The sequence below is a fragment of the Microbacterium abyssi genome (genome assembly GCF_015277895.1).
In the GTDB taxonomy this organism is placed as follows: domain Bacteria; phylum Actinomycetota; class Actinomycetes; order Actinomycetales; family Microbacteriaceae; genus Microbacterium; species Microbacterium abyssi.
Genome location: NZ_CP063815.1, coordinates 3,220,973 through 3,245,877 on the forward strand (window position 1 = coordinate 3,220,973; position 24,905 = coordinate 3,245,877).

The 24,905-nt window shown below is 68.5% G+C and carries 28 protein-coding genes; 12 read left to right on the forward strand and 16 right to left on the reverse strand.

The window, feature by feature from the left end:
* Positions 1-67 precede the first annotated feature (67 nt).
* Positions 68-601 (reverse strand): peptide-methionine (S)-S-oxide reductase MsrA, encoded by a 534-nt coding sequence (gene msrA / locus IM776_RS15540; protein ID WP_194421024.1) that lies wholly within the window; start codon positions 599-601, stop codon positions 68-70.
* Between the two features lie 74 nt (positions 602-675).
* Between msrA and IM776_RS15545 the strand changes: the two genes are divergently transcribed.
* The 5 genes from IM776_RS15545 to IM776_RS15565 all read left to right on the forward strand — a co-directional run bounded on the left by IM776_RS15545 (position 676) and on the right by IM776_RS15565 (position 4,679).
* Positions 676-1,077: a cupin domain-containing protein gene (locus IM776_RS15545; protein ID WP_228479807.1), complete on the forward strand. Its 402-nt coding sequence runs from the start codon at positions 676-678 to the stop codon at positions 1,075-1,077.
* Positions 1,078-1,200: 123 nt separating this feature from the next.
* On the forward strand, positions 1,201-2,031 hold the full coding sequence (locus IM776_RS15550; RefSeq protein ID WP_194421025.1) for an SDR family NAD(P)-dependent oxidoreductase: 831 nt from the start codon (positions 1,201-1,203) through the stop codon (positions 2,029-2,031).
* Between the two features lie 53 nt (positions 2,032-2,084).
* Positions 2,085-3,002, forward strand: coding sequence for a DUF808 domain-containing protein (locus IM776_RS15555; RefSeq protein WP_194421026.1), 918 nt, complete (start codon positions 2,085-2,087; stop codon positions 3,000-3,002).
* Between the two features lie 28 nt (positions 3,003-3,030).
* Positions 3,031-3,744 carry a nicotinamide riboside transporter PnuC gene (gene pnuC / locus IM776_RS15560; RefSeq protein WP_194421027.1) on the forward strand — a complete coding sequence of 238 codons (714 nt, stop codon included), beginning with the start codon at positions 3,031-3,033 and terminating at the stop codon, positions 3,742-3,744.
* Positions 3,744-4,679 carry a J domain-containing protein gene (locus IM776_RS15565; RefSeq protein ID WP_194421028.1) on the forward strand — a complete coding sequence of 312 codons (936 nt, stop codon included), beginning with the start codon at positions 3,744-3,746 and terminating at the stop codon, positions 4,677-4,679. The genes pnuC and IM776_RS15565 overlap by 1 nt, the downstream gene beginning before the upstream one ends.
* Positions 4,680-4,715: 36 nt before the next feature.
* Here the strand turns inward: IM776_RS15565 and IM776_RS15570 are convergent, their stop codons facing one another.
* Positions 4,716-5,555 (reverse strand): helix-turn-helix transcriptional regulator, encoded by an 840-nt coding sequence (locus tag IM776_RS15570; RefSeq protein ID WP_194421029.1) that lies wholly within the window; start codon positions 5,553-5,555, stop codon positions 4,716-4,718.
* A gap of 148 nt (positions 5,556-5,703) precedes the next feature.
* Here IM776_RS15570 and IM776_RS15575 point away from each other — a divergent pair, with 148 nt between their 5' ends.
* The gene (locus tag IM776_RS15575) at positions 5,704-6,648 is read left to right on the forward strand and encodes an SDR family oxidoreductase (RefSeq protein WP_194421030.1); all 945 of its coding nucleotides are present in this window, start codon (positions 5,704-5,706) and stop codon (positions 6,646-6,648) included.
* Between the two features lie 40 nt (positions 6,649-6,688).
* Positions 6,689-6,916, forward strand: coding sequence for an RNA-binding S4 domain-containing protein (locus IM776_RS15580; protein WP_194421031.1), 228 nt, complete (start codon positions 6,689-6,691; stop codon positions 6,914-6,916).
* Between the two features lie 21 nt (positions 6,917-6,937).
* Here IM776_RS15580 and IM776_RS15585 read toward each other — a convergent pair whose 3' ends face one another.
* A complete protein-coding gene (locus IM776_RS15585; protein WP_228479809.1) occupies positions 6,938-7,528 on the reverse strand; it encodes a protein-L-isoaspartate O-methyltransferase family protein in 591 nt (196 codons plus the stop codon).
* Positions 7,529-7,530: 2 nt separating this feature from the next.
* On the reverse strand, positions 7,531-8,097 hold the full coding sequence (locus tag IM776_RS15590; RefSeq protein WP_194421032.1) for a dihydrofolate reductase family protein: 567 nt from the start codon (positions 8,095-8,097) through the stop codon (positions 7,531-7,533).
* A gap of 143 nt (positions 8,098-8,240) precedes the next feature.
* Here IM776_RS15590 and IM776_RS15595 point away from each other — a divergent pair, with 143 nt between their 5' ends.
* On the forward strand, positions 8,241-8,897 hold the full coding sequence (locus tag IM776_RS15595) for a histidine phosphatase family protein (protein ID WP_228479810.1): 657 nt from the start codon (positions 8,241-8,243) through the stop codon (positions 8,895-8,897).
* A 61-nt stretch (positions 8,898-8,958) separates the two neighbouring features.
* Complete coding sequence (locus tag IM776_RS15600) at positions 8,959-9,744, forward strand: DNA/RNA non-specific endonuclease (RefSeq protein ID WP_194421034.1); 786 nt, start codon at positions 8,959-8,961, stop codon at positions 9,742-9,744.
* 63 nt (positions 9,745-9,807) lie between these two features.
* On the opposite strand, the gene IM776_RS15605 is transcribed toward IM776_RS15600, so the two are convergent.
* Positions 9,808-10,218, reverse strand: a complete 411-nt coding sequence (locus tag IM776_RS15605) for a DUF1428 domain-containing protein (protein WP_194421035.1) — start codon at positions 10,216-10,218, stop codon at positions 9,808-9,810.
* A 33-nt stretch (positions 10,219-10,251) separates the two neighbouring features.
* On the reverse strand, positions 10,252-11,625 hold the full coding sequence (gene dnaB / locus IM776_RS15610; RefSeq protein WP_194421036.1) for a replicative DNA helicase: 1,374 nt from the start codon (positions 11,623-11,625) through the stop codon (positions 10,252-10,254).
* A 554-nt stretch (positions 11,626-12,179) separates the two neighbouring features.
* Between dnaB and IM776_RS15615 the strand changes: the two genes are divergently transcribed.
* Both IM776_RS15615 and IM776_RS15620 read left to right on the forward strand, forming a co-directional pair.
* Positions 12,180-13,169, forward strand: coding sequence for a hypothetical protein (locus tag IM776_RS15615; RefSeq protein ID WP_194421037.1), 990 nt, complete (start codon positions 12,180-12,182; stop codon positions 13,167-13,169).
* 92 nt (positions 13,170-13,261) lie between these two features.
* Complete coding sequence (locus IM776_RS15620; RefSeq protein ID WP_194421038.1) at positions 13,262-15,058, forward strand: beta strand repeat-containing protein; 1,797 nt, start codon at positions 13,262-13,264, stop codon at positions 15,056-15,058.
* A gap of 111 nt (positions 15,059-15,169) precedes the next feature.
* Here the strand turns inward: IM776_RS15620 and rplI are convergent, their stop codons facing one another.
* The 5 genes from rplI to IM776_RS15645 form a co-directional block, all read right to left on the reverse strand.
* On the reverse strand, positions 15,170-15,622 hold the full coding sequence (gene rplI / locus IM776_RS15625; protein WP_194421039.1) for a 50S ribosomal protein L9: 453 nt from the start codon (positions 15,620-15,622) through the stop codon (positions 15,170-15,172).
* 11 nt (positions 15,623-15,633) lie between these two features.
* Positions 15,634-15,888, reverse strand: coding sequence for a 30S ribosomal protein S18 (gene rpsR / locus IM776_RS15630; protein ID WP_071641238.1), 255 nt, complete (start codon positions 15,886-15,888; stop codon positions 15,634-15,636).
* Positions 15,889-15,955: 67 nt separating this feature from the next.
* On the reverse strand, positions 15,956-16,459 hold the full coding sequence (locus IM776_RS15635; RefSeq protein ID WP_194421040.1) for a single-stranded DNA-binding protein: 504 nt from the start codon (positions 16,457-16,459) through the stop codon (positions 15,956-15,958).
* 5 nt (positions 16,460-16,464) lie between these two features.
* On the reverse strand, positions 16,465-16,833 hold the full coding sequence (gene rpsF / locus IM776_RS15640; protein WP_144793773.1) for a 30S ribosomal protein S6: 369 nt from the start codon (positions 16,831-16,833) through the stop codon (positions 16,465-16,467).
* Between the two features lie 119 nt (positions 16,834-16,952).
* Positions 16,953-17,882 carry a cation diffusion facilitator family transporter gene (locus IM776_RS15645; RefSeq protein WP_194421041.1) on the reverse strand — a complete coding sequence of 310 codons (930 nt, stop codon included), beginning with the start codon at positions 17,880-17,882 and terminating at the stop codon, positions 16,953-16,955.
* A gap of 45 nt (positions 17,883-17,927) precedes the next feature.
* On the opposite strand from IM776_RS15645, the gene IM776_RS15650 reads away from it, so the two are divergent.
* On the forward strand, positions 17,928-18,824 hold the full coding sequence (locus tag IM776_RS15650) for a hypothetical protein (protein WP_194421042.1): 897 nt from the start codon (positions 17,928-17,930) through the stop codon (positions 18,822-18,824).
* 185 nt (positions 18,825-19,009) lie between these two features.
* Here the strand turns inward: IM776_RS15650 and IM776_RS15655 are convergent, their stop codons facing one another.
* The 5 genes from IM776_RS15655 to IM776_RS15675 form a co-directional block, all read right to left on the reverse strand.
* Positions 19,010-20,428: a DUF6716 putative glycosyltransferase gene (locus tag IM776_RS15655; protein WP_194421043.1), complete on the reverse strand. Its 1,419-nt coding sequence runs from the start codon at positions 20,426-20,428 to the stop codon at positions 19,010-19,012.
* A gap of 10 nt (positions 20,429-20,438) precedes the next feature.
* Entirely contained in the window at positions 20,439-21,311 is an 873-nt protein-coding gene (locus IM776_RS15660; protein ID WP_194421044.1) for an N-acetylneuraminate synthase family protein, read from the reverse strand.
* A gap of 68 nt (positions 21,312-21,379) precedes the next feature.
* Positions 21,380-22,552 carry an acylneuraminate cytidylyltransferase gene (locus tag IM776_RS15665; protein WP_228479812.1) on the reverse strand — a complete coding sequence of 391 codons (1,173 nt, stop codon included), beginning with the start codon at positions 22,550-22,552 and terminating at the stop codon, positions 21,380-21,382.
* The gene (locus tag IM776_RS15670) at positions 22,549-23,898 is read right to left on the reverse strand and encodes a polysialyltransferase family glycosyltransferase (RefSeq protein ID WP_194421046.1); all 1,350 of its coding nucleotides are present in this window, start codon (positions 23,896-23,898) and stop codon (positions 22,549-22,551) included. The genes IM776_RS15665 and IM776_RS15670 overlap by 4 nt, the downstream gene beginning before the upstream one ends.
* On the reverse strand, positions 23,895-24,875 hold the full coding sequence (locus IM776_RS15675) for a glycosyltransferase family 2 protein (protein ID WP_194421047.1): 981 nt from the start codon (positions 24,873-24,875) through the stop codon (positions 23,895-23,897). Before IM776_RS15675 ends, IM776_RS15670 begins: the two co-directional genes overlap by 4 nt.
* Positions 24,876-24,905: the final 30 nt, after the last annotated feature.

Consider the following 24,905-nt stretch of genomic DNA (forward strand, 5'->3'; position numbering starts at 1 on the left):
GCTGCGGTTCGGGTCGCAGAAGTCGCCGCTAACAGCGTGCCGCAACGGCAGATTCTGCGACCTGGGCTCAGGCCTTGCGCTTCGGCAGCACCCAGCCCGCACGCGGAAAGTGACAGGTGTAGCCGTTCGGGATCCGCAGCAGGTAGTCCTGGTGCTCGGGCTCGGCCTCCCAGAACGGGCCTTCGGGCTCGATCGCGGTGACGGCCTTGGCAGGCCAAAGGCCTGAGGCGTCGACGTCGGCGATCGTGTCGCGGGCGATCTGCTCCTGCTCGGAGCTGAGCGGGAAGATCGCCGAGCGGTAGCTGGAGCCGACGTCGTTGCCCTGGCGGTTCAGGGTCGACGGGTCGTGGATCTGGAAGAAGAACGCCAGGATGTCGCGGTACGTCGTCTTCGTCGGGTCGAACACGATCTCCACGGCCTCGGCGTGGCCGGGATGGTTGCGGTAGGTCGCGTCGGCGTTGTCACCGCCGGTGTAGCCGACACGGGTGTCGAGCACGCCGGGCTGGCGGCGGATGAGATCCTCCATGCCCCAGAAGCAGCCGCCGGCGAGGACGGCGGTCTCGGTGCCGGGTGTGCGGGTGATGGTGCCGGGCTCGGTCATATGCACTCCTTTTCGCCCTTCAAGTCTGACGCACGATCCGGGCGCGGGTGCCATTCTTGAGGAACACTCAGGAAGTGCGTGCCGACGGGAGACGATCGATGGATGCCGACAAAGCAGGCGCTGCGAACCTCCTGCCCCGGATCGTGGGTGATGCCCTGACCGCATCCGCCGCGGAGGCCGGATCGGCCTGGCGGCTCGAGCCCGCCGAGCGTGGCCTCGACGCGAACGTGATCGTGCTGCCGGCCGGCGATGAGATCCGGACGCACACAGGACCCGAGCTGGACGTGGTGATCGTGGTGCTGACGGGTTCGGGCACGCTCGAGACCGAGGCGGATGCGATCGCCCTCGAACCCGGCGGAATCGTCTGGCTGCCCGCCCGCTCGCAGCGCCGGTTCATCGCGGGCGACGACGGCCTGCGCTATTTCTCGGTGCACCAGCGCAAGCCCGGTCTCGGCATCCGATCGCGGGTCGGGTGACGCTCGGATGCGAGAGGGGTTTCGTCGGTTTCGACCCGTTCTCAACCGACGAAAGGCATCCCGCGTGGTCGGTGCGTCACAAAGTTCCGTGTCGGGATGCCGTGACCGCATAGCGTTTCACGCATGAATGCGAACCCGATCACTGACGCTCTCGTCCTCATCACCGGCGCCGCGCGCGGCATGGGCGAGCTCTACGCCCGCCGCGCCGTCGCCGCGCGCGCTCGCGCGGTCGCGCTGTGGGACATCGATGAGGATGCCGCGAACGCACTCGCCGCCGAACTCTCCCGCTCCGGCGTCGACGTGCGCGGATACCGGATCGACGTCTCGGAGCGTGAGCAGATCGTCGCCGGCCTCGAAGGGGTGCGCGCCGACTTCGGCACTCCGGACGTCGTGATCAACAACGCCGGCATCGTGCGCGGCGCCGCGTTCTGGGAGCACGACCCGGTGCGTGACATCGAGGCGACGATGCGTATCAACTCGCTCGCGGCGATGTGGCTGACTCGCGAGGTCCTGCCGGAAATGATCGCGGACACGTCTCGGCCGAAGCGCATCCTCAACATCGCCTCGGCCGCGGGAACACTGGCGAATCCGAACATGAGCGTCTACGCGGCATCCAAATGGGCGATGATCGGCTGGAGCGAATCGATGCGCCTGGAGCTCGCCGCCCACGGTCATCGGCACATCAAGGTGACGACGTTCTGCCCGAGCTACATCTCCACCGGCATGTTCGCCGGAGCACGAGGGCCGCTGCTCACGCCGATCATGACGCCCCGGCATGCGACCGCCGCCGCGTGGAACGGGATGCTGCGCGGAACTCCCATGGTGCTGCGCCCGTGGACCGTGAAGCTGTCGATGGCGCTGCGCGGAGTCCTGCCGACGGCGGCCTGGGATCTCCTGGCCCGCCACGTGTTCAAGGTCTACTCGTCGATGGACCAGTTCACGGGACGCTCCTGAGGTGGCAGTAGTGTTGCTTTCCTGAAGTTTCGCGAGGTCTCACAGGGGGACGCATGTCGGTTGGTCTGCTCGCTGTCGTCGACGACATCCTGAGCGCGGCGCTCAAGGCGTCCGCGAAATCCGCCGGCGTGGTGATCGACGACGCCGCCGTGACCCCGCAGTACGTGCAGGGGATCACGCCGGCACGCGAGCTCCCGGTCGTCGCGAAGATCACCATCGGGTCGCTGGTGAACAAGTTCGTCATCATCATCCCTATCGCGCTGCTGCTGACGGCGTTCGCGCCGTGGGTGCTGCCGTTCCTGCTGATCATCGGCGGCACCTATCTCTGCTTCGAGGGCGCCGAGAAGGTGCTGGAGTGGTTCGGGTTCCATCACGAACATGCGGACGAAGGCGCCCGCAACGAGAACAAGCTCGTGTGGGGCGCTATCCGCACCGACCTGATCCTCTCGACCGAGATCATGCTCATCTCACTGTCGAATCTCGACGCTGGACTGAGTATCTGGATGACGCTCGCCATCCTCGCCGTGATCGCCCTGGCCATGACCGGACTCGTGTACGGCGCGGTCGCACTCCTCGTGAAGATCGACGACATCGGGCTGAAGATGGCCAAGAACCCGTCTCGCCGGGTGCGGCACACCGGTGCCCGGATCGTTCGATCGATGCCGGCGGTGTTCCGGGTCATCAGCGTGGTCGGCACCGTCGCGATGCTCTGGGTCGGCGGGCACCTGCTGCTGGCGAACCTCGGTGAGGTCGGGATCGTGTTCTTCAGCGACATGCTGCACGGCATCCACGACTTCCTCGCCCCGGCCGGAGCGGTGATCGCGTGGATCGGCGAGACGATCGTGTCGGCAGTGGCCGGTCTGATCGTCGGACTCATCGTCGTCGGTGTGGTGCTCCTGATCGCGCGGATGCTGGGCAGGCGGCCCTCGTTCAACGAGGGCGGCGAGTCGCCGGTGCAGGTCGCGGCGTAGGACGCCGCCGACGACACGCGCGACGAAGATGGAATTTCTGCGCTGGCTGGTCGACGCCTTCAACTCGCAGTGGATGCTGCCCGGTGGACAGACGCTCCTCATCCGCGAAGTCGTCGGCAACGTCTTCGGACTCGCCAGCGCGCTCGGCGGGATGCGCCGCAGGGTCTGGGCGTGGCCTGTCGGCATCATCGGCAACCTGCTGTTGCTCACCGTCTTCCTCGGCAGCATCCTGAGCCCCGAGCACGACCTGCCGAACCTGCTCGGGCAGGCCGGGCGTCAGGTCATGTTCATCACGGTCGCGATCTACGGCTGGATCCGCTGGCGGCAGGCTGCATCCGGAACCGGCCAGGTGGCTCCGCGCTGGGCCTCCAACGGCGCGCGCGTCGGCCTGGTCGTCACCCTGGTCATCGGCACCGTCGCCGTCACTCCGCTGTTTCGCGTTCTCGGGTCGTACGAACCGGTCTGGGCGGACGCCTGGACGTTCGTCGGCTCACTGCTCGCGACCTACGGCATGGCCAAGGGCTGGACGGAGTTCTGGCTCATCTGGATCGCCGTCGACGTGGTCGGCGTGCCGCTGCTGTTCAGCGCGGGCTACTACGCCACCGGATTCATGTACGTCTTCTATGGCGCTTTCACCGCCATCGGCTTCGTCGTCTGGTGGCGAGCGCAGGCGAACGCCAAGCCGCACATCGACACCATCATGCCCGACCCTCGCGTGAGCAGCGACGAGAATAGGGACTGATGTTCGACAGCCCGCTCTCCGCCTCCGCCTATGAGGTGCTCGATGTCGCGCCCGACGCCACCGCGGAAGAGATCAAGCGCGCGTTCCGCCTCCGCCTGCGTCAGACACACCCGGATGCCGGCGGTGACGCCTCGGCGTTCATCCAGGTGCAGCGGGCCTGGGAGCTGATCGGAACCCCGGAGGGGCGCGCCGCCTACGATCGCGGCCACGGATTCGCGACAGCATCCAGCACCACCACCGGCGAACAGGACTGGAGCGGATGGCGCGCGCCGGCGCCGCGCACCGACACCCGCCCGAAAGCACGCGCGTACGGGCATCCCGGCGGCTGGCGCCGCGAGCGCTATCTGACACTCATCCGCGAGTGGGCGGGTCGCGGCGTCGACCTGCCCGACCCCTACGACCCGGCGCTGGTGCGAACCGCCCCGCTCGAGATCCGGCGGCTCCTGGCCGACGCCCTCGCCGAAGAGGCGACCGCGAGCACCGTCTCCGATCTCGGCATGGGATTCACGGTCTGGCACGATGTCGCGACCGGTGCCGATCCTGCCGACAAGCTCGACCACGTCGTCCTGAGCCCGTCCGGCCTGTACGGCGTGATGTCGGAGGACTTCGCCGAGGTCGTGCGCTTCCGCCGCGGCGAGATCATCGGCCGCGGCGTCGACGGCCGCGCGCCGGTCGCCACCCTCCTCGCCCGCATGCGCGCCATCGCCCGCGCCGCGAAGGTGCGCTTCGGCGGCGCGATCATCGTCCTCCCCGACGACGACCTCGATCAGGCGGTGACGGCGCTCGGCAAGGTGCGCGGCGTACCCGTCGTCGTCGTGCGCCGCAGTGCGCTGAGCATGGTCCTGCGGCAGGGCGTGCCGGGCGCCCGCGACATCGGCGGCAACGAACTGTTCGACGTACGCACCCGCCTGCAGCACACCGTCCGCTTCGTCTGACCTCGACGCCGGTCGCGGCTCACCCTGAACGCGGCATCACAGCCGCTGACCGCCGATCACCGACAGCAGCTGCAGCTTCTCGTGGCTCTCCGAGCCGGGCACCGCGGTGTAGACCAGCAGCGAGTGCGACTGGTCGGGGTCGATCAGCGTCTGGCATGCGAGTTCGAGCAGGCCGACCTCGGGGTGGATGAAGTGCTTGACCGCGCTCGGCCGTACGCCGACCTCCTGGCGCTCCCAGAGGGTGCGGAACTCCGCGCTCTGCGCCAGCAGCGACTCGGAGAGCTCGACCCCGCGCGAGGAGGGGCCGCGCAATGCGATCGTCTCGCGCAGCCCGGAGACCCACAGGCGCGACAGGTGATCGTGATCCTCCGGCGCGTAGCGCTCGCGCACACCCGGATCGGTGAACCACCGATAGCCGATGCTGCGCTCCGGCCCCTCGAACCCGGTCAGGTCGCCGGTGAGCGCGACTCCGAGCGGGGTCTGTCGAAGAGTCTCACCCCACTCCGTCACGATCTCGGCGGGGGTGTCGTGCAGGCGGTCGATGATGCGCAGGAGTCCGGGACTGATGTGCGCGCTGTGCGCACCTCGAGGAGCCGGGCGATGCCCGGCCAAGCGCACGAGATGGTCACGCTCAGCGATCGACAGGTGAAGGCCCTGTGCGATGGACGCGATCATCTGCTCGGACGGCTGGGGTCCGGTGCCGCGCTCGAGGCGCGCGTAGTAGTCCGTCGACATGTGGCACAGCTGCGCCACCTCCTCGCGCCGCAGTCCGCCGGTGCGCCGCCGGGGCCCGCGTGTGAGCCCGACGTCCTCGGGCTGCAGCGCCTCCCGGCGGTTTCGCAGGAACGCCGCCAGCCCATCCCGGTCGATCGCCATGCACTCCCCTCCCATCGATTCTGAACCAGTTCTACCGCGGTGCGGTCCCGCCAGCCACTGACTGACGAGTCCTGGATAGTCTCCACCCGCGCCGCGAAGGTGGAACTGCACACACGAACATCCACGGCAGAGCAAGAGGGATCAGCCCATGGCATCCACGTCCATCGACATCCGTTTTCCAGACCTGAGCGGAAAGCGAGCAGTCATCACGGGAGGCAGCGACGGCATCGGCCTTCGCATCGCCACCCGTCTCGCCGCAGCCGGCGCCGAGATCGTCCTGCCGGTGCGCAACACCGCCAAGGGCGAGTCAGCGATCGCCGTCATCCAGAAGGCGGCACCGGACGCCCAGGTGTCGCTGCGCACCCTCGAGCTGTCGTCGCTCGATTCGGTGGCGGCCCTCGGCGAGACGATGCGCGCCGAGGGCGCGCCGATCCATTACCTCATCAACAACGCCGGCGTCATGACCCCGCCCGATCGGCAGACCACGAGCGACGGCTTCGAGCTGCAGTTCGGTACGAACCACCTCGCGCACGTCGCTCTCGTCGCACATCTGCTGCCGTTGCTGCGGGCGGGTTCGGCGCGCGTGACCTCACAGGTCAGCATCGCCGCGAACCAGGGCGCGATCAACTGGGACGACCTGCAGTGGCAACGTTCCTACGACGGGATGCGCGCCTACAGCCAGTCGAAGATCGCGTTCGGCCTGTTCGGCCTCGAACTCGATCGCCGCAGTGCGGCATACGACTGGGGCGTCACGAGCAACCTCTCGCACCCCGGCGTCGCGCCGACCAGTCTGCTGTCGGCGCGCCCCGAAGTGGGACGCTCGGCAGACACCCGGCAGGTGCGCCTGATCCGCTGGCTGTCCGCCCGCGGCCTCATCGTCGGCACCCCCGACACCGCCGCCCTGCCCGCCCTCTACGCCGCCACGTCGCCGGATGCCGGGGCACGACGTCTCTATGGGCCCAAGGGCCCCGGGCACCTCGGCGGGGCTCCAGCAGAGCAGAAGCTGTACACGCGGCTCCGCAGCGAGGACGACGCCCGCAGGATGTGGATGGTCTCGCAGGAGCTCACCGAAGCCCGCTTCCCGGAGGAGTAGACCGAAGCTTCGCAGGAGCCGCGGCGGCTAGCATTCAGGAATGGCGAACTCAGACCCGATCGACGACGTATCCATCGGAGGCGACGTCATCCGCCTCGGCCAGTTCCTCAAGTTCTCAGGGCTCCTCGACTCCGGCGGAGACGCCAAGGAGGTCATCATCGACGGCTACGTGAACGTCAACGGCGAGGAGGAGCGCCGCCGCGGACGGCAGCTCCGTGACGGCGACCTCGTCACGTTCGAGAGCCGGACGGTGCGCGTGCGCCCCTGAAGCGTAGGCCGCCCCCTGCCGTCAGTCCTCCCTCAGCGGAACGAAACTGTAGAGCCCGGCATCGTTCCTGCGCTTGACGCGGCCGTCCCGAACATCGGCGACGGTCATCGCTCCGGAGATCGGTGCGACCATGCGCCCGCCGTCGGCGAGCTGCTCGATGAGCTCGTCCGGTACGCGCCCGAAGTCGGCCGAGACCAGGATGCGCTCGAACGGGGCGGATGCCGGGAGGCCGAGCGTCCCCGTGGTGGCCTGCTCGATGCGGGCGTCGATGCCCGCCGCGGAGAGCCGGTCCCGGCCGAACTCCACGAGTTCGGGCACCCGTTCCACGCCGATCACAGCGCCGTCGCGGCCCGCGAGGTGCGCGAGCAGGGCCGTCGTCCAGCCGGAGCCGCTGCCGACGTCGAGCACGCGGTCGCCGGGCTGCACGGCGAGCAGTTCCAGCATCCGCCGGACCGTCGACGGCTGCGAGTTCGTGGCATCCCAGCCGATCATGACCGGACGGTCGGTGTCGGCGAGGTGGCGCACCTCGTCCGGGAGGAAATCCGCCCGCGGGACCGCGGCGAAGGCGGCGCGCACCCGCTCGCGCGTCTCGTCGCTGATCGGAATGCTCACGGTCAGGCACCGGGAGGACCGTCAAGGACAGTGGGAATGTACTCGAGCAGCTGACTGCGATCGTCGAAAGTGCGCGCTTCGATGAGATCGAGGCGCACGTCCGGGTAGCCGTCGAAGATCCGCTCCTGCCCCGTGGCGCCGGTGATGACGGGGAAGATCACCACGCGATAGCGGTCGGCAAGGCCCGCCGTGAGCAGCGAACGGCACAGCGAGAGGCTGCCGATGGTGCGCAGCGGGCGGTCGGAGGTCTCCTTCAGCTTCCGCACGAAATCCACCGCGCCTTCGCGCACAAGGGTGGAGTTCGGCCAGGTGAGCGGCTCCTTCAGCGTCGAGGAGAACACGTACTTGGGCACGTCGTCGAGCGATTCCACACCCTCCGTCTCGCTGGCCGCGAAGGCCGACATGAGCCGGTAGGTCGTCGCACCCATGAGGATGGGATGGTCCTTCTCGGGAAGGCCCTCGAGCCAGCCGAGGTACTCGGGCCCCTCCAGCCCCCACCACCCGGGCCAGCCCTCGGCGGCACCGTAGCCGTCGAGCGAGATGATGAAGTCGATCGTGAGTCTCTGCATCCGATCCTCCATGCGCGATCCGTGAACGACCGGCGCAGGAGGCCGGGCCGGCTTTCGCGGCGATCCTACGCCGCCGGATGCCGCGACGTAACCCCGTTCGCGGGTTCCGGCACCGACGGCGGCTGCGCCGGTACGGTTGCCCTGTGGACGCCACCGACCCGCTGCCCGATCGACCCGCCCCGGACAACCCGCAGGGCAAGCTCGTGCTGCTGCGGCACGGCGAGACCGAGTGGTCGCGCGACGGCCGGCACACCGGGCTGACCGACATCCCGCTCACCGTGCACGGTGAGGAGCTCGCGCGTTCGGCCGGTGAGCTGATGCGCGACTACGACTTCCGCCTGGTGCTCAGGTCGCCGCTGCAGCGCGCCGGCCGCACCGCCGAGCTGGCAGGACTGGACGCAGAGGTCGACCCGCTGCTGGTCGAGTGGGACTACGGAGGGTACGAGGGCCGCACCACGAAGGAGATCCGCGCCGAGCTCGGCTACAACTGGTCGGCCTTCACGCACGGCGTCATCCGTGGCGAGACACCAGGCGAGACAGTCGAAGAGGTCGCGGCGCGCGCCTCTCGGGTGCTCACCAGGGTGCTTCCCGCGATGGTCGACGGCGACGTCGCACTTGTCGGGCACGGACACTATCTGCGGATCCTCGCAGCCGTGTTCCTGCGGCAGGCGCCGAGGTTCGGCGCATCGATCACCTTCGGTGCCGGATCCGTGTCGGTGCTCGGCTATGACCGCGAGCACCCTGCGATCCTGGCGTGGAACCACGGTCCGCGCCTGCCGCTGGAGCCGCCGAAGTCGTGAGTGCTGTGATCGCCCGCGCGTGAGGGCGAACGATGTCCGCGGCATCCGTCACCATGGAGGCATGGCCGACGGATACGACTCCGCTTTCCTGACCACCTCGCTTCCCCTCCCTCGATCCGCGGGCAGAACTCGCGAGCTCACCTACCCGCGGTTCTCGGTGCTGCTCGACCCCGAACGACGGCTCGCGGCCGTCACGGCCGTGAACATCGACGGCGCGCTTCTCCGAGACGTCCCGCGCACGGGCGACTGGCGCCTGGATCCGAGAGTGGATGCCGCGGAGCAGACCGGCCCTGATGTCTACAGCCGCAACGATCTCGATCGCGGCCACCTCGTGCGACGGCGCGACCCCGGCTGGGGTGAGGCCGACGAGGCACGGGATGCCACGGAGGCGACGTTCTTCTACCCGAATGCCGCGCCTCAGGCGGCCGGGTTCAATCAGTCCAAAGAGCTCTGGCTGGGTCTCGAGGACCACGTTCTCGAGTACGCCCAGGCGACCGACCAGCGGGTGTCGGTGTTCACGGCGCCTGTGCTGGGCGATGACGATCCGCCCTATCGCGGCATCCGCATCCCGCTCCGATTCTGGAAGGTCGCGGCCTGGCAGGGGCCGGGCGGACTCGCGGCGGCCGGGTTCATCCTCGATCAGACCGAGCTCGTCGACACTGCCGAGGGGCTGCTCGCGGCGCCGCCGCTGGGAGTGTTCCGCACGTTCCAGGTGCCGATCGAGGAAATCGCCGGGATCAGTGGCGTGGACTTCGGGCCGCTGGCCGCGGCCGATGTGCTGAACGTGCGAGGCGCGCGTCCGGATGAGTGGCGCCCGCTGAGCGATCCTGCCGACATCACACTGTGACACGCCAGGCAGTTTGGGACTGTCACCATCCGTGCTGGAACCGCCCGCAGCACGTGGGAAAGGCTAGACGTCGGTCTGCTGCTGCGACGCGATGTGGAAGCTCTCGCCGATCACGCGTCCTCCATCGAAGATAGGTTCCTCGTCGAGCGTGGCAAGCACACGCGGGTCTTTCATCGCCGCAGCGTTGCCGCGATCGCGGGCTTCCTTCGACGGCCACTCCGTGATCGACACGACGACCGATTCGGAGTCGGAGGCGCCGGCAACGGCCGCTAATCCCCGCAACTCACCGGGAGCGTATGAGGTGCCGTCGGCATGAAAGTCGTTCTGGTCGGCCGCCGAACCTGCTTGCCAGTAGTCGGTGATCTTCGTCGCGCCGTGCTCGCGGTAGACGTCGGCCACGCGTTCCGAGAATGCCAGATAGGCGGCCTTCCGGTCGCTGAGAACGGGGACGATGGAGATGTCGGCGAACGTCATCGGTGGCTCCTCATGGTCGTCGCTGCTGCGACCTCAGTTGAAGTCCCCGCCCGGCGCCATGTCGGCGAATCGCGAGTAGTGGCCCTGGAACGCGACGTTGATGGTCGCGGTCGGGCCGTTACGGTGCTTGGCGACGATCAGGTCGGCCTCGCCGGGACGCACGTCCTTGTCGTAGACCGAGTCGCGGTGCAGCAGGATCACCATGTCGGCATCCTGCTCGATCGATCCCGACTCGCGAAGGTCGCTGATCTGCGGCTTCTTGTCCTGTCGGGCCTCTGAACCACGGTTCAGCTGCGACAGCGCGATGACCGGAACCTGCAGCTCCTTTGCCAGCAGCTTCAGAGCACGCGAGAACTCCGAGACCTCCTGCTGACGCGACTCGACGCGCTTGCCGCTCGTCATCAGCTGCAGGTAGTCGATCACGACCATCTTCAGTCCCGCGCGCTGCTTGAGGCGACGGCACTTCGCCCGGATCTCGACGAGCGTCATGTTCGGGCTGTCGTCGATGTACAGCGGGGCATCGTTGATGCGGCCACGGGTCGAGGCGACCGTCGTCCAGTCGCGCGGGTCGAGTGTTCCCTTGCGCATGTGCTGCAGCGGGATCGCGCCCTCGGCACTGAGCAGACGCATCGCGATCTCACTCTTGCCCATCTCGAGCGAGAAGAAGATCGCGGGCTGGTTGTGCCCGATCGCGGCGGCACGTGCGAAATCCAGAGCCAGCGTTGATTTGCCCATAGCAGGCCTCGCCGCCACGACGATCATCTGTCCGCCGTGCAGGCCGTTCGTGAGCTCGTCGAGTTCCTTGAACCCGGTCGGCACGCCGGTCATCGACCCGTCGCGGCCGCTGGCCGCCTCGATCTCCTCGACTGCGGCATCCACCGCGACGGTCAGCGGAACGTAGTCTTCCGCTGTCTCGGTGCCGGTCACGGAGTAGATCTCGGCCTGGGCGTTGTTGACGATGTCGGTCGCGTCGCCCTGACCGTCGTAGCCGAGCTGCACGATGCGCGTGCCGGCATCCACCAGGCGACGCAGGATCGATCGCTCCGACACGATGCCCGCGTAGTACCCCGCATTCGCCGCAGTCGGCACGATCGAGGTGAGCGTGTGCAGGTAGTCGGCGCCACCGGCCCTGCCGAGCTCGCCGGTCTTGATCAGCTCGTCGGTGACAGCCACGACGTCGGTCGGCTCGCCATGCGAGTACAGCGAGAGGATGGCCTCGAAGATGAGCTCGTGCTTGGGGATGTAGAAGTCGGCGCCCTTGAGCGTCTCGATCACGTCGGCGACGGCGTCCTTCGACAGCAGCATGCCCCCGAGCGCGCTCTGCTCGGCGAGAAGGTCGTGCGGCGGCGTGCGCTCCGGCTTGCGCTGTCCTCCGAGACGCTCCTCCGAGATGTCGGCTATCGACACTGTGCTCCCTTCGGTGCGGCTGGCAGGTGGTGCGGCAGAGGGATGCTGTGGCTTCCCCGGCTGGCGACAGCGGAGTGTTTCGCGGTCGCTGGGAGCGAACCACACACCACCGACATCTCGTCGCTCGTCCACGGTATGAGCGGAGTTTTTCTCATGCAACACGGCCTGTGGATAACTATGTGGAGAGTGTGCGGAGAACCTCGGAGTGTCTGTGCAGAACGGATGTGGATAACCCTGTGACAGCAACGCACATCCGAATGTCTTAGCCAGCGTGACCTGGGATTTATATTTTCCTCAGCCTGTGGACGAGAACCTGTTTAAACGACTGATTGAAGGTTCCTTCTGATGCGGTGAGATGTGTACAACTTGGGGAGAAGTCAAGACTTGATTTTCTCGGGCGCGTCCATGACTTTCTGTCGCTCGAACGCCCTTTCCGAGCCGAGATCAGGCAGCGATCCGACGCGAACACCCTGGACAGGGTGAACGTCCGCGAGTATCGTCGGCCGCGACACGACTTGTGTCAGATGGCGTTTCCCTCAGAGGGGGAGGTGAACGTGAGTACTACCGCATCTCGCCGGATCTCGACCGGCGTCGCATGGAGCGCGTTCGCTGTGCTCGCGTGGGCTGCCCTCACCCTCCTGACCTCCACCGGCACCGCGCACGCGGACGAGGAGACCGACGGACCACTGGACGGGCTCACGTCTCTCGTGGGGTCGACGGTCGGCGCCGGCACAGACCTCGTCTCAGATGTCGTGACCGACACCGTCACTCCCGCAGTCGAGTACGTGGCACCCGTCGTCACCGAGACCGTCCCCACCGCCGCCGAGCCCGTGGCGCAGAGCGTGTCCCAGACTGTCGACGCGATCCCGGTCGTCCGCGATGTGGTCCCGCCCGTCGTCGCCCCGGTTGCGGACGCGGCGACCGAGACCGCCACGGAGGTCACCGCTCCAGTGACCCAGCTGCTCAAGGACTCCCCTGTCTCACAGGTCACCGATCCGGTTCTCGACGCGGTCTCGGACATCCACATCGTCGGCGACGTACTTGAGGACCTGTCCATCACTGATGCCGCGACCGAGATCTCCCGCACTGTCGACGCCACGGCCGGGGTACTCGGAGGCGCGGTCGAGGATGCCTTTCCTCCTGTCCTCGAGACGGTCGACCGTGCGGTGCCCTCTGGTCCGGACGCATCTGCGCCGGAAGTAGACGCGGCCGATCCGTCGCCGATGCGCGAGCCCGCCATGCCTGCGATGGACAAGACTGCCACGAGCGTGAGCGCGGGTGCCGCCACGGTTGCGGCGGTGACGGCCGCGATCTCCGAAGCGGACGCTGCCGGTGAATCCGGTGTGCCCGCACGCGCTGCGCACCTGCCGCCGGGCTCTCCCGCACCCTCGTCGTCCACCGGCCACGGCGGCCCTGTCGGCGATGCCGCCCGCCCCGGCGACACGTCCGACGATGCGCTTCGCGCCTGGAAGCACCCGCTCGGCGCGACCGATGACGTTCTTCCGTGTTCTCCGGTCTTCGAGACCGACGCTTCTCCTGACTGACCCGGGTCCGGTCATCCCTCGCGGATGACATACGTCCGCGTGCGCCCCGTTCGCGCGCGCTCAACCGACCCATCTCAGTCAGGAGTTGAATCATGCAAACCTTCGTGAAGCGCGCCCTGTGGGGCGTCGCTATCGCCGGCGGGATCACCCTGCTCGGCGCGACTGCCGCCAACGCGGCAGAAACCGATGGAGAGGACAGCATCCTCTCCGGAACCCAGGCGGTCGCCCCCGTTTCGGTGCCCGTCGACGTCTCCGGCAATGCGATCTCGCTGCTCGGAACGTCGAATGCGGATGCTTCGGCGTCCGCTCCTGCCACGGCACCTGCCCCGCCTCCCGCCGCGGAGACGAGCGGTGTGGACGGAACGGCTTCCGGAACGCAGGCGCTCGTGACCGTCGACCTCCCGGTGACGGTTCAGGACAGCGGTGTGAGCGTGCTCGGCTCCTCCGATGTCGCCGCTCCAGCCGAGGCTCCGGCGGCCAGCGAACCGGCAACGCCGACCGCACCGGCCGTCAGCACCTCCGGCACCGACTCGCTGCTCAGCGGCACGCAGGCGCTGCTGGACGTGAACGTGCCCGTCACGGTCACGGACAACGCCGTCTCCGTGCTGGGCGAGAGCGCGGCATCCGATGACACCACAATGGGCACCACGGCACCGGCCGACGGAACCACCGGCACGATGCCGATGACCGAGGGAACCGACGGCACCGCCAGCGGATCCCAGGTCACCGCACCTGTCACGGCGCCGGTGAACGCCACCGGCAACGCGATCAGCGTGCTCGGCGAGAGCGCCGCATCCAGCGACGCAACCGCAAGCACCATGCCGGCTGACGGAACCACCAGTGCCATGCCCACCACCGACGGAACCGACGGCACCGCCAACGGAACCCAGGTCACCGCACCTGTCACCGCACCAGTGAACGCCACCGGCAACGCGATCAGCGTGCTCGGCGAAAGCGCCGCATCCAGCGACGCAAGCGCAAGCACCATGCCGGCTGACGGAACCACCAGTGCCATGCCCACCACCGACGGAACCGACGGCACCGCCAACGGAACCCAGGTCACCGCACCCGTCACCGCACCAGTGAACGCCACCGGCAACGCGATCAGCGTGCTCGGCGAAAGCGCCGCATCCAGCGACGCAACCGCAAGCACCATGCCGGCTGACGGAACCACCAGTGCCATGCCCACCACCGACGGAACCGACGGCACCGCCAACGGAACCCAGGTCACCGCACCTGTAACGGCGCCGGTGAACGCCACCGGCAACGCGATCAGCGTGCTGGGTGAGAGCGCGGCATCCGGTGACACCACAATGGGCACGACGCCACCGGCCGACGGGACCACCGGCACCATGCCCATGACCGACGGCACCGACAGCACCGCCAGCGGAACCCAGGTCACCGCACCGGTGACGGCACCCGTCACGGTCGGCGGCAATGCGATCAGTCTGGTCGGTGAAAGCGCCGTCACGGGCGGTGGCGCCGGTGCTCCGGTGTCCACGCCGTCCACTGGTGACGACACGGTCACGTCGGGGCTGGATTCGCTCCTGGGCGGCTCGCAGATCGCTGCTCCGATCAGCATCCCGCTGGACGTCGGCGGCAATGCGATCGGCGTGATCGGCGACAGCACCGTGATCGACCCCGGCACCGACCCGGGAACCGACCCCGGTACAGACCCGGGAACCGACCCCGGCACTGACCCCGGAGAAGCTCCGGGAACCGACTCCGACGCCACCCCCGTCCCCAGCGGACAGGGCGGAAACGTCGTGGAGGCAGGCGGCGGCATGCTCGCCAAGACCGGAGCGGACATCCCAGTCGCTCCGGTACTGTTCGCCACGATGCTGCTGCTCATCGGCGCCGGACTGCTGCGACGTCGCGTCACCGGCTGATCCCCATCACCGGCTGATGACGGTCCGATCCCAGCGGACTGACGTCGCGCACAGAAAAGGCGGATGCCCCGAGATCCGTAGATCTCGGGGCATCCGCCCTGCCGTGCAGCCTTACTTGGCGGCGACGACCTGAAGGGTGATGACGGCGACGACGTCCTCGTGCAGACGCACGGTCGCCTCGTGGTCACCGGTCGACTTGATCGGCGAGGTGATGGTCACCTTGCGCTTGTCGATGGCGCCCAGACCCGACGCCTCGACGGCGTCTGCGACGTGCTCGGTCTTGACCGAGCCGAACAGACGTCCGCCGGTGCCGGCCTTGACCGTCAGACGGACCTTCTGGGCCTCGATCTTGTCCTTGAGAGCCACTGCCTCTTCGCGATCGTGGATGGCGCGTGCCTTGCGGGCGGCCTGGATCGACTCGACCTGCTTGGCGCCACCACGGGTCCACGCCGTGGCGTAGCCCTGGGGGATGAGGTAGTTGCGGGCGTACCCGTTCTTGACCTCGACAACATCACCGGCGCTTCCGAGCCCGGCAACTTCGTTCGTGAGAATCAGCTTTGCCATGTCGGTACCCCTTAGCGGCCAGCGCCGGCGTAGGGCAGGAGAGCCATCTCGCGCGCGTTCTTGATCGCCTTGGCGATCAGACGCTGCTCCTGCACCGAGACTCCGGTGATACGACGGGCGCGGATCTTCCCACGCTCCGAGATGAACTTGCGAAGCGTTGCGACGTCCTTGTAGTCAATGACGCCGACCCGGATCGACTTCGCGGGAGCGGTGGGCTTGCCACCCTTCCGCGGCTTGCGGCGATCGCCGCTCGACTTTCCAGCCATGGTTGTTCCTTATTGATGATCGGATGCCGACCCTTCGACAAGCTCAGGGACCGGATCCAAGTTGTGATTAGAAGGGGGTGTCGTCGCCGAAGCTGCCCGGAGTGCTCCAGGCATCGGCGCTGGTCGAAGAACCGGGCGTGGACCACGGCTCCTCCGACACCTGCTGCTGCTGAGCCGGACGCTGTCCGCCGCCACCTGCGCCGCCGGAAGCGGCGCGCGTGACCTGAGCGGTCGCGTAGCGCAGCGACGGGCCGATCTCGTCGACCTCGAGCTCGATGGCCGTGCGGTTGTTGCCCTCACGGTCCTGGTAGGAGCGCTGACGCAGGCGGCCCTGCGCGATGACGCGCATGCCCTTGGTCAGCGAACCCGCCACGTGCTCGGCGAACTCGCGCCACACGGACGCGCGGAGGAACAGCGCTTCGCCGTCCTTCCACTCGTTCGCCTGACGATCGAAGGTCCGCGGCGTCGATGCGATGGTGAAGTTCGCCACCGGCAGCCCGTTCTGCGTGTAGCGCAGCTCGGGGTCGGCCGTGAGGTTTCCCACCACGGTGATGACGGTTTCGCCGGCCATCAGACTCAGGCCTTCGCAGCCTTGGCAGCCTTGCGGGCAGCCTTCTCTTCGGAGCGCTTGGCCTCAGACGCGATCATGGCCTGTGCCTCTTCGGCGCGGAGGACCTTGGTGCGCATGATCTGCTCGTTCAGCTTGAGCTGACGGTCGAGCTCCTGCGTGGCCTCGCTGGTAGCGGTGAAGTTGACGACGGCGTAGATGCCCTCGTTCTTCTTCTGGATCTCGTATGCGAGCCGGCGCTTGCCCCAGACATCGACGTTGTCCACTGAACCGCCATCGTTGGTGATGACCTTCAGGAACTTGTCGAGCGTGGGCGCAACCTGGCGCTCGTCGACCTCAGGGTTCAGAATGACCATGAGTTCGTACTGGTGCGTCACTTACCCACCTCCTTCGGACTTGAACGGCTTCCGGGACTTTCCCGGAAGCAGGAGGGTGTGTGCACGTGCCCGCCCATGGACCGCAGAATGCGGACCGGAGAGCAGACAACCACAGCAGTCTACTTCAGTTCCGGGCGTGTCGCGAACGGGAGCGAAGGCTCGTCGTCCACGGAGAGCGAGAGGACGACGGTCTCGACGACCGGATGCGCTTCGATCTGTCGCTCGACCTCACGGAGTCGGCGAGCGACATCGTGCTCGCGCTCATCGCCCGCGAGGTCGATCTCGGCGACGATGAACAGACGGTTCGGACCGACGTACTCGATGTGCAGGTACGTGACCCGCTCGATCGCGGGCGATTCGAGGAGCGCCCTGCCCACTCGCGACCGCAGGTCTGGCGAAGCGCTCGTGCCGACGATGAAGGCGAGGTTGCGTCCGATGAGGACGACGGCGACGATCGCCAGCAGGATGCCGACGAGGATCGACCCCACGGCATCCCACACCGCCTCTCCGGTCAACTGATGCAGCGCGATCGATCCGCCCGCCAGGACGAGGCCGATCAGCGCCGCAGCGTCCTCGAAGAACACCGCGCGCAGCGTCGTGTCGCTCGTCTGGATCACGAAGTCCCACGTCGACGTGCGCCGCTCCCGTGCCAGCCGCCGTGAGCGGATGAGCGCCTGCGTGAACGACGCCCCCTCCAGCACGAACGCGATCCCGAGCACGACGTAGGCGATCACCGGATCTTCGACCGGATCCTCGGAGGCGAGCTCCTGGATGCCGTGCATGATCGACACGATCGCACCGGCGGTGAAGATGCCGAACGCCGCGATCAGCGACCACACGAAGGCGCTGCGGCCGTACCCGAACGGATGCCGCTCATCCTTCTTGCGCCGACCCTGACGATCAGCGATGAGCAAGAAGATCTCGTTGCCGGCATCCGCCCACGAGTGCGCGGCCTCGGCGACCATCGATGCCGAGGAGGTGAGGAAGGCCGCGATGGTCTTGGCCACCGCCACGAGGATGTTGGCGAGGAACGCGATGAGCACCGTCACGCGCCCAGGCTACGCCCGTCGGATGCGGCGGGTACTGTGATCGGCATGGAGTGGATCGCGGACCCGATGACGGCTGGCGGCTGGCTCCGCGAGCGCCTGGACGACGACTGGTCGATGCACCACTTCGTACCGCACGGCTTCGAGGCGTACGCGCGGATCTTCCACCCCGCTCTCGTGCGCGACGATGCGGACGCCGAAGAAACGGCAACCACCTGGGCGGAGGCCGCCTCGGCGTTCGGCACGACCCTGCACGCCCACGCCTCCTGGCAGCATCTCGTCCGGACGCCGACCAACGGCGACTGGCGCACGCGCATCGCCCAGGATGGACGGGAGTTCTCCGCGCCGTCCGAAGGCGAGATGCCGCCCGAGCTGCTCGCCGCTATCGCAGGGCACCTGATCGCGCACACTTCGACCCCGGATGCCGGATTCGCCGCCGTTTGGGAGGGCTGGGGTGGTCTCCTCGGAGGCCACGGCGGCAACGGCCGGGGCTTCATCGAGTTCACGGACGAGGTGGCGCGCGAGCCGATGTGGTGGGGCAGCCTCCGCGAGAGCTTCGAGAATCCGTTCCGCAAAGCCAAGTGGCACCCCGGCATCCTCTCCGACGAGATCTCGAAGGGGCCGAGGTTCGAGCTGCCCGACCGCAGTCATGTGCTGTTCTCCGCGGCTCCGGCGGTGTTCGCGAACCCGGACTGGATCCTTGAGGCGCCCTGGCGCGATCGTGAAGCCGAATCGCACGGGTTCGAGCCGGACGCTCAGCATCCCAGCATCCTGTGGCCCGAGGATCGCGCGTGGGTGATGGTGAGCGAGATCGATCACGACTCGACGATCGTCGCGGGCTCCAACGAGCTGATCCGCGCGATCTGCACCGACCCCGCGATCGAGGCTCTCCCGATCCGCGAGGGCTCCTCCTTGCACTGGGACGCCGACGAGATCAACCGCTGAGCTGAGCGACGCTTCGACTCTTCGCTGCGCTCCTCGCTCAACGCGTTTCGTCTCGCTGACGCTCGCTCAACGACCCGCACGGTGGGCAGCTTGCGGGTCGTTGAGCGAAGGCGCGCAGCGCCGAAGACGAAACGGGCTGAGCGAGCGGAGCGAGTCGAAGTCGCAGGCTCAACGACCGGAGCGACTCAGCGCCGGACCGGATCCTTGTGCGGGGTCGGCTCCAGCGTGTAGTCCAGCGTGGGGTCGGACCAGGTGTCCGTGCCGGCGCGGCCGCGAACGCGGCGAAGGCCGACGATCCCCTGCACGAGCGGGGCGCCGATGCCGAGTGCGAGCTGGCCGGTGAACGAGCGGTCCTCCGACCCGAGCACGCTCTTGCGATGCCACGCCGCGTGCAGCGCTCCCCCGCGACCAGTCGGCACGACCTTCGCGGGCAGCGCTCCGCCACGACGCAGCATCACGAGCTCCTGCACGCGCTCCCACCAGTCCGACTCGTGAGACGCGTGGAAGTAGTTGTCGTGCATCCAGTCGGCGTCCGGATGCCGGAACCGCCGCGCGACGACGTCATCGGCGCTGCCGAGCAGGCCGCTTCCCGCGAACACCGTGTTCAGCAGCGACTTGTGCACGCCGAAGGTGTCCAGTGCGATGACCGGAATACGCCGCGCGATGGCCTCGACGGCGGCGGTAGAGCTGACCGTCACCAGCCCCTCGGCGCGTGAGAGCGCGAGAGCCATCGGCTCGTATGACAGCACGAGGTTCGCGGGCCGGTCCGCCAGCAGCTCCGTGTAAGCGTCGCGCTCGAGGTGCGTCTCGGCCTCTCCCGGCCGCGAGCGCAGCTTCACCACGACGCGCCGGTTCGGGCGTGCGGCGGCCGCACGGCGGAGGATGTCCACCATCGCCTCGCGCTCATGCCGTTCGGCGGGGACGAGCGCCTGTGCGGCGAACACCAGATCCGTGCCGCGGCGGTCCCGCTCGGCGACCGCGACTCCTCCCCGCGTCGCATCGCCGACGCCGGCGGTATCCATCGCCCGTCCTCGCGAGCGCACCCGCGAGGTGATCGACCCACCCGCATTCGATCGCGCGTACGGCAGGGTAGCCAACGCCATTGGCACGGCGATGCCGAGCCGATCTCCGAGCGCCTCGAACGCCCGGATCTCACGATGCGAGTGCAGCACGAGCAGATCGGACTCGCGACGGTACTCGAGCGCTCCGCGCTGCGCGGGGAGCGACATTCCCGGCAGTCCGCTCACGACGACCGGTCGGCGCTTCAGCCCGTCGATCACTCGGGCGATGAGGCGCACGAAGTGTCCGCGGCCGGCGAGTACGACGACGTCGGGCAGGTGTCCCTGCAGCCACCCCGCGACCTCATCGAAGCCGACCCGGGTGACCGATCCATCGCCGATGGACGTTCCCGCGAGCGCCATGTGCTCCTGCTCGCGGCTCACCGTCAGCGGCGTACGCACGAGGAGCATATGGCGACGGATACCGGCGGCCCCATCGAGCACCGAACCCGCCGAGGTGTCGGGGATCGCGTCGAGCAGTGCCGCCGACCACTTCACGAAGGAGTCGGCGTCCGCGATCGCGACGACGCGCAGCGCATCCGTCATGCGACGCCTTTCAGGCTCCCACCCGGCGCAGCTTCGCCATGGGCGCCTGCTCGCCGGGGAAGACGCGCTTCACGCCGTCGCCGAGGGCCGTCTCGATGACGCGGATGTCGCGCACGAGGTGCTCGAGTCCCGCCGGCTCCAGGGACGCGGCGTGGTCGGAGCCCCACATCGTGCGGTCCAGCGTGATGTGGCGCTCGACGGCGACCGCGCCGAGGGCGATCGCGGCCAGCGAGATCTGCAGTCCGCGCTCGTGACCGGAGTAGCCGACGGGCACACCGGGGTAGCGATCGCGGAGAGTGGAGATGACGCGGAGGTTGGCCTCCTCCGGCTCCATCGGGTATGTGGAGGTGGCGTGCATCAGGATGAGGCGGTCGGTGTTCAGCACGCCCATCGCCCGGTCGATCTGCTCCGGCGTCGACATGCCGGTGGAGAGGATGACGGGCTTGCCGGTCTCGCGGATCGCATCGAGCAGCTCGATGTCCGTCAGGCTCGCCGAGGCGACCTTGTGCGCCACCACGTTGAGGTCTTCGAGGAAGTCGACGCTCGGCACATCCCACGGCGAGGCGAACCAGTCGAGGCCCTGCATGGTGGCGTAGTCGCCGACCTCGATGTACTGGTCGCGGTCGAACTCCACGCGGCGGCGGTACTCGAGATAGGTCATCGTGCCCCACGGCGTCTCGCGTGGAACGTCGCGCATGTGCTCCGGGGTGGAGATCTCGGGCGTGCGCTTCTGGAATTTCACCGCGTTCGCTCCCGCGCGCGCGGCGACGTCGATCAGCCGCTTGGCGATCTCGACGTCGCCGTTGTGGTTCAGGCCGATCTCTGCGATCACGTACACCGGCGATCCTCCGCCGACCACGTTCGATCCGATGCTGACGGTCATTTCGTCCTCCTGTCGTCGCCCCCACCTCCTGGGTACGCCGCGACAGTGAACATGACGCGTCGGGCAGGTTACCGGCGTCGGTCGGCTGACAGAACGCGCTCGATGAGCTCACGCACGGCGCCGTCTCCCCCGTTGCGCGAGAGCACGACGCGGGCCTGGGCCCGCACGAGCGGATGCGCGTCGGCGACCGCGATCGGCCAGCCCACTGATCGCATGGCGTCGAGGTCGTTGACATCGTTGCCGAGGTAGGCGATGTCGCCGAGCGCGATGTTCTGCTCGGCGGCCCACTCGGCGAGCGCCTGCGCCTTGTCGTCGATCGCCTGCAGCACCGGCACCCGCAGCTTCTGTCCGCGTGCGCCGACGACCGTGTTCGTCTCGGTCGACAGGATGAGCATCGGGATGCCGGCACGCCGAAGGCGCGAGACGCCCAGGCCGTCCTCGCGGCTGACCCGTACATGTTCATGGCCTTCACTGTCGATGAGCACCGTGTCGTCGGTGTGCACCCCGTCGAAATCGGTGACGATTGCCGCGACGTCGATCACGCCCGGCTGGTCGATGAGACCCGCGACGGCGGATGCCGCGGCGAGCTGCTGCTCGTCGTCGATCTCCATCGCCGTCTGCTCCGGGACCTCGACGATCCCGATGCGGCCGAAGAACCGGTGCCCTGCGGCGCGGAACCCGGCTGCCGAGAAAGCGTAGAACGCTCCGGTCTCGAGGTAGTGCGGCTCGCGGTCCTGACGGCGCGGCCGATGGGCGGCGTCGTGGTTGATCGCAGCCGCCCGGCCGTTCTCGTCGCGGCGCCAGAGGAACCCGTAGGTCTCGTGCGCGGATAGCACGCTGTCGAAGCGGTCGTCCTGGATGTGCGCGACGGCCTTGTCGATTCCCGCGCTGGGGATGAACGGCGAGGTGGCCTGCACGAACACGACCGTGCCGACGAGGTCGCCACCTGCCTCGAGCTCGTCGATGGCGTGCAGCAGCGCGCTCTCGGAAGAAGCGGTGTCGCCGGCGAGCCCGGCAGGGCGGCGGATGACCCGCGCCCCGGATGCCGTGCTGATCGCGGCGATCTCGTCGTCGTCGGTGGTGACAACGACGAGATCGACGGCGGATGCCGCGGCCGCCGATTTGATGGCGCGCTCGATGAGCGGGATACCGCCGACGCGGCGGAGGTTCTTCCGCGGGACGCCCTTGGATCCTCCGCGTGCGGGGATGATCGCGACGGTGAGAGCCTCGTGCTGCGTCATAGTCCTCGGACCACCTTCCATGCTCGTGCGGCTCGGCGTCGCACACCGTCGACCGTCAGCCGCAGCTCCTCGACCCGGCCGACGCCTCCGGCCGACCGGAGCACGCGCCGCGGCATGCTCTCCCGCGGCGCTCCGGGCAGCTGCAGCCTCGCCAGGCGTGCGGGGTCGAAGTACCGGTCCCTGTCCTCGCGCGTCATGGCTCGCAGCAACTGCTCGGCGCGCGGCCGCAGGTGCGCCGCGATCTTCGGCTGCATGGCATAGCCGACGGCATCGACCAGCAGCTGCAGCTGTGCGGACTCGGCGTACGTCGATCCGGCGCGCGTGAGGGCGTCCACGATGGTCGCCGGCACCCGGTTGCTGTTCTCGTATGGGCTCAGTCGCCGCAGCATCGTGCCGGTGCCCACGGCCGCGATCGGCCGGTCATACAGAGCCCGGATGGTCGGCAGGGCGGTGGAGAAACCGGCGACGACGCCGACCGCGTCCACTCGCTCGGCCACGATCTCCGCCGGCACGTGACCGCGATAGACGACGAAGTCGAGCCCGTGACTCTCCGCGTGTGCGCGAACCGCGTCGGTCAGCGCGGGCGGCGCAGAGGGATGCGGCTTGAACACGATGCGGGCCGGACTCCATGCCAGCGCGCGGTCGATCATCTGCCGTTGCATCCCGATCTCCTCGTCCGGCCCGACGAGCCCGAGAGCTGCGAAGTACTGCCCGAGGACGAGAGCGGTCGGCGTACCGTCCGCGAGGGCGTCGAGGGCGGGGTCGTCGCCTCCGGTCTCGGCGAGCGCTGCGGCGAAGCGGGCGGCGAGGACCGGCATCCGCTCTGCGCCCGCCTCGCGGAACACCAGCGGTTCGACGCCCGGGACGACGTCGGCGTACACGACGCGGCCGATGCGGGCAACGACGCTGCGCGGCAGCTCGACGCGGATCGGCGAATAGGTCATGAGGCCGTCGCCGATGATCGTAAGGCGCGCGTTCGGGAAGAGCGACATCAGCGTGCGGGCGGGCGCGACCTGCGGACTCTGGACGCAGAGTTCGAGGTCGTCGTCGAGCGACCACGCCCGCTCCAGCAGGCGCCGGAGGACCGGAAGCTCGTCCTCGTCCGGTTCCCAGGAGCTCGGATGCCGCGGCTGCAGCAGCGCGTCGAGTGACTCGATCCGATCGAACCGGGCGCGCAGGGAGGTGAGGTGCGGATGCGCGTCGAGTCCGATCGTCGTCTCGGGGACACGGGCGGAGTTGAACGGCACGAGCACCCGTTCACCGCGACCCTCGAACAGACCCTCGTCGATGCCGGCGGCGGCTGTCGTCAGTCCGTAGGCGCTGTGCAGGGCGAACAGGACGGTCACGTCGTGCGCCCCGCCCGTCGCAGCGACCGCGCCAGCACTCGCCGGCGCGGTCCGTCGAGCCGCTGAAGGGCGCGTCCGGTCTCGGCTGCGGGGAGGCGAGTGAGGAGGGCGCGGATGCTGGCGCGCATGTCGCGACGCAGCGTCGGCGTCATGCGCCGTGAGCGCACCATGTGGTGCGAGCTGAGGGCGAGGATCGTCTGCACCGCCTTCGGAAGGAAGCGCTCCGCGTCAGCATCCTGCTGCACGAGATCGAGCACGTCGCGCATCGCCGCCGCGAAGTCGAGCTGGCGGCGATCGCCGACCTGGGTGAGCGACGTCGCGACGCCGCGCCGGTAGAGCAGCGCCGGGGCGTCGACGACGGCGAACCTGCGGGCCTGCAGGTGAAGCCGCCATATCCACGGCCGGTCCTCCGCGGTGAACAGCCCGTCCGGGAAGGCCGCGAGGCCCTGATCGATGACGCGGCGGTGCAGCATGCCCGCCCACGCGAAGGGGTAGTCGACCATCGTCTTGTCGTCGGCGGGGAGGATCGCGTCACGCGGAGAGGCGACGACGCCGCGCCATGGGTAGGGAGCGCGGACGAGCCTGCGGTCCTGACCGGTCACGCGGACGTGGTCTGTGCGGACGAAGTCGCAGTCCAGCTGCGCCAGCTGCGCGGTGAGGACCTGCAGGCGGTGCGGCTGCATCCAATCGTCGCCGTCGATGAAGCAGAACGCGTCGCCGTCGACGTGCGCGAGTCCCTGGTTGCGGGCCGTGGCGAGCCCCCGAGCGTGCGGGTTCACTAGCACCTCGGCGTGCGCGAACCGCTCGGCGTAGGCGCGCATGATGTCGCCGGTGCCGTCGCTCGAGCCGTCGTCGATCGCGACGAGCTTGAGCGCGGAGGGATCGTCGAACTGGCGCAGCAGGGTCTCGAGCGTCGTACCGATGTAGGGCGCGGCATCCTTCGCGGGGAGGATCGCGGTGACCTGGGCGGCGTGCATGGACCCTGATGCTGGCACCCGGACGTTAAC

Coding starts and splice junctions, on each gene's coding strand:
- msrA (WP_194421024.1), bottom strand. CDS start 601: ATGACCGAGCCCGGCACCATCACCCGCACACCCGGCACCGAGACCGCC.
- IM776_RS15550 (WP_194421025.1), top strand. CDS start 1,201: ATGAATGCGAACCCGATCACTGACGCTCTCGTCCTCATCACCGGCGCC.
- IM776_RS15555 (WP_194421026.1), top strand. CDS start 2,085: ATGTCGGTTGGTCTGCTCGCTGTCGTCGACGACATCCTGAGCGCGGCG.
- pnuC (WP_194421027.1), top strand. CDS start 3,031: ATGGAATTTCTGCGCTGGCTGGTCGACGCCTTCAACTCGCAGTGGATG.
- IM776_RS15565 (WP_194421028.1), top strand. CDS start 3,744: ATGTTCGACAGCCCGCTCTCCGCCTCCGCCTATGAGGTGCTCGATGTC.
- IM776_RS15570 (WP_194421029.1), bottom strand. CDS start 5,555: ATGGCGATCGACCGGGATGGGCTGGCGGCGTTCCTGCGAAACCGCCGG.
- IM776_RS15575 (WP_194421030.1), top strand. CDS start 5,704: ATGGCATCCACGTCCATCGACATCCGTTTTCCAGACCTGAGCGGAAAG.
- IM776_RS15580 (WP_194421031.1), top strand. CDS start 6,689: ATGGCGAACTCAGACCCGATCGACGACGTATCCATCGGAGGCGACGTC.
- IM776_RS15590 (WP_194421032.1), bottom strand. CDS start 8,097: ATGCAGAGACTCACGATCGACTTCATCATCTCGCTCGACGGCTACGGT.
- IM776_RS15600 (WP_194421034.1), top strand. CDS start 8,959: ATGGCCGACGGATACGACTCCGCTTTCCTGACCACCTCGCTTCCCCTC.
- IM776_RS15605 (WP_194421035.1), bottom strand. CDS start 10,218: ATGACGTTCGCCGACATCTCCATCGTCCCCGTTCTCAGCGACCGGAAG.
- IM776_RS15620 (WP_194421038.1), top strand. CDS start 13,262: ATGCAAACCTTCGTGAAGCGCGCCCTGTGGGGCGTCGCTATCGCCGGC.
- rplI (WP_194421039.1), bottom strand. CDS start 15,622: ATGGCAAAGCTGATTCTCACGAACGAAGTTGCCGGGCTCGGAAGCGCC.
- rpsR (WP_071641238.1), bottom strand. CDS start 15,888: ATGGCTGGAAAGTCGAGCGGCGATCGCCGCAAGCCGCGGAAGGGTGGC.
- IM776_RS15635 (WP_194421040.1), bottom strand. CDS start 16,459: ATGGCCGGCGAAACCGTCATCACCGTGGTGGGAAACCTCACGGCCGAC.
- IM776_RS15650 (WP_194421042.1), top strand. CDS start 17,928: ATGGAGTGGATCGCGGACCCGATGACGGCTGGCGGCTGGCTCCGCGAG.
- IM776_RS15655 (WP_194421043.1), bottom strand. CDS start 20,428: ATGACGGATGCGCTGCGCGTCGTCGCGATCGCGGACGCCGACTCCTTC.
- IM776_RS15660 (WP_194421044.1), bottom strand. CDS start 21,311: ATGACCGTCAGCATCGGATCGAACGTGGTCGGCGGAGGATCGCCGGTG.
- IM776_RS15665 (WP_228479812.1), bottom strand. CDS start 22,552: ATGACGCAGCACGAGGCTCTCACCGTCGCGATCATCCCCGCACGCGGA.
- IM776_RS15675 (WP_194421047.1), bottom strand. CDS start 24,875: ATGCACGCCGCCCAGGTCACCGCGATCCTCCCCGCGAAGGATGCCGCG.